3 protein-coding genes are annotated in these 2,481 nt (G+C 67.9%); 2 read left to right on the top strand and 1 reads right to left on the bottom strand.

Annotated elements, in window-relative coordinates:
- Both C5O18_RS08520 and C5O18_RS08515 read left to right on the top strand, forming a co-directional pair.
- The coding region (locus tag C5O18_RS08520; RefSeq protein WP_241146797.1) for a lipid-binding SYLF domain-containing protein at positions 1-305 on the top strand (305 nt) is incomplete at its 5' end.
- A 198-nt stretch (positions 306-503) separates the two neighbouring features.
- Entirely contained in the window at positions 504-1,967 is a 1,464-nt protein-coding gene (locus C5O18_RS08515) for a flavin-containing monooxygenase (protein ID WP_206389813.1), read from the top strand.
- A gap of 138 nt (positions 1,968-2,105) precedes the next feature.
- On the opposite strand, the gene C5O18_RS08510 is transcribed toward C5O18_RS08515, so the two are convergent.
- Positions 2,106-2,481, bottom strand: a 376-nt coding sequence (locus C5O18_RS08510; protein ID WP_146089303.1) for an acyl-CoA dehydrogenase domain-containing protein, incomplete at its 5' end; no start/stop codon positions are given.

The raw sequence follows: 2,481 nt of genomic DNA, 5'->3' as shown, positions 1-2,481 counted from the left end.
TGAAAGGCGGCCAGACCAGCGGCTACTACAACTCGGTCTCGGCCTCCTGGGGCCTGCAGGCCGGCGCGCAGTCCTACGGCTATGTGCTGTTCCTGATGAACGACAAGGCGGTGAGCCACCTCGACCGCAGCAAGGGCTGGGAGATCGGCGCCGGCCCGACCGTGGTGGTGGTCAACGACGGCGTGGCCAAGAGCCTGTCCAGCACCACGCTGACCGGCGATGCCTACGCCTTCGCCTTCGACCAGCAGGGCCTGATGGCCAGCCTGAGCATCGAGGGCAGCAAGATCTCGCGCATCCAGCGCTGACCCTCCCGGACGCCCCGCCCCTGCGGGCGGGGTGCCGCCATGGCCGGCCCCGGGCAGCCGGCTGGCCGTGACCGGGAAGACCGGCCACAAACTTGACATTGCACAATGTTACATTCAATGTTCGCCCCCAGCACGGATGCCGGCCTGCCGCCGGCCCGTATCGCCCGGACCCGCCGGGCCTGACTGGGAGCATTCCTCTTGACCATCCCCCACCACGATATCGTCATTGTCGGCAGCGGTTTCTCCGGCATCGGCATGGGCATCTTCCTGAAGAAGGCCGGCCGCAACGACTTCCTGATCCTGGAAAAGGCCGCTGACATCGGCGGCACCTGGCGCGACAACAACTACCCGGGCGCTGCCTGCGACGTGCCGTCGCACATGTACTCGTTCTCCTTCGAGCAGAACCCGGACTGGTCGCGCTTCTACTCCGGCCAGGCCGAGATCCTCGCCTACATGAAGGGCTGCGCGAACAAGTACGGCCTGCTGCCGCACTTCCGCGGCAACAGCGAACTGCTCGATGCCCGCTGGGATGAAAGCGAAGGCCGCTGGCACCTGGCCACCGGCGACGGCCAGCAGTACACCGCGCGCATCGTGGTGTCCGGCATCGGCGGCCTGAGCCGTCCGGCGCTGCCGAACGTGAAGGGCCTGGACAAGTTCAAGGGAGCGCTCTTCCATTCCGCGCAGTGGAACCACGACTACGACCTCGCCGGCAAGCGCGTTGCGGTGATCGGCACCGGCGCCAGCGCCATCCAGTTCGTGCCGCAAATCGCGCCCCAGGTCGACAAGCTGGTGCTGTTCCAGCGCACGCCGCCCTGGCTGGTGCCGAAGCCGGACGGCCTGATCAACGACGGCGTGAAGAAGCTGTTCCGCTTCATTCCGGCCTCACAGCGCCTGTTCCGCGCCAGCATCTACTGGCAGGCCGAGGGCTTCGCGCTCGGCTTCGTCAATCCGAAGCTGATGGTCGCCATCGAAAAGCTGGCGCGCTGGCACCTGGCCCGCCAGGTCAAGGATCCGGAGCTGCGCGCGAAGCTGACGCCGAACTACACCATCGGCTGCAAGCGCGTGCTGTTCTCCAACAACTACTACCCGGCGCTGACCCGCGACAATGTCGATGTCATCGCCGCCGGCGTGAAGGAAGTGCGCGCGAACAGCGTGGTCGATGCCAATGGTGTCGTGCACAAGGTCGACGCCATCATCTGCGGCACCGGCTTCGATGTCGCCGACCCGCTGGGGCCGCTGAAGATCCGCGGCCGCGACGGCCTGGAAGTGCGCGAGAAGTCGCAGGGCATGAGCGCCTACCTGGGCACCACGCTGAAGGACCTGCCGAACCTGTTCATGCTGCTCGGCCCGAACACCGCGCTCGGCCACAACTCGATCATTTTCATGATCGAGCAGCAGATCAAGTACGTGATCGCCTGCCTGGAAGAGATGGACCGCCGCGGCGCCGCGACCATCGAGGTCAAGCCGGCCGCGCAGGACGCCTACAACGACAGGATCCAGGCCGAGCTGCAGAAGATGGTGTGGAGCGAAGGCGGCTGCAAGAGCTGGTACATCGACGAGAACGGCCGCAACTTCACCATCTGGCCGGGCTTCACCTGGAAGTACTGGATGCGCATGCGTTCGCCGGACTTCCGCAGCTTCAACTTCGGCAAGACCGCCTGAGCCCGGCGCGCCCGCAGCAGGCGGACGACCGGCAGACGGACCACGGGGGCTGGCGAAAACGGCGGCCCCCGACCGCTTCAGGGCCAGGCGAAGACCCGGGCCCGGCCGTCACGCCATGACCGTTGGCAACGGCTGCCCTCAGCGGCCGTCATCCCCGGTCGCCGTCAGGCCCTGCACCCCGTCAGGGCTGCCGTAGTACTCCTCGTCGGTGAACACGTCGACCTCGATCGCCGCCAGGCAGGCCGCCTGCGCGGTCAGCAGCTGCTCGCGCCCCTCGGCATCGACAATGCCCTTGGCCGCCGCCTCGTCCACCACCGACTCGGCGCTGCCGCGCGGCAGGTCGCGGCGCTTCTGCGCGGCGCGGATGGCGGCGCGCACCGGCTCGGCGGCGCTGGTGAGGGCGAAGGCCTGCATCAGCCGGCCGATGCCCGGCGAACCGTCTGCCGGCAGGAAGTCGCCGGCGGTGAGGCGGCGGAACTGCTCGTCGTAGCGCTGCGTGATGGCCGCCACCGGC

The organism is Amnimonas aquatica (assembly GCF_002943415.1).
GTDB classification, from domain to species: Bacteria; Pseudomonadota; Gammaproteobacteria; order Pseudomonadales; family Moraxellaceae; genus Perlucidibaca; species Perlucidibaca aquatica_A.
Note: the sequence above shows the minus strand (reverse complement) of the source record. Positions and strands in the feature narration are given on the sequence as shown.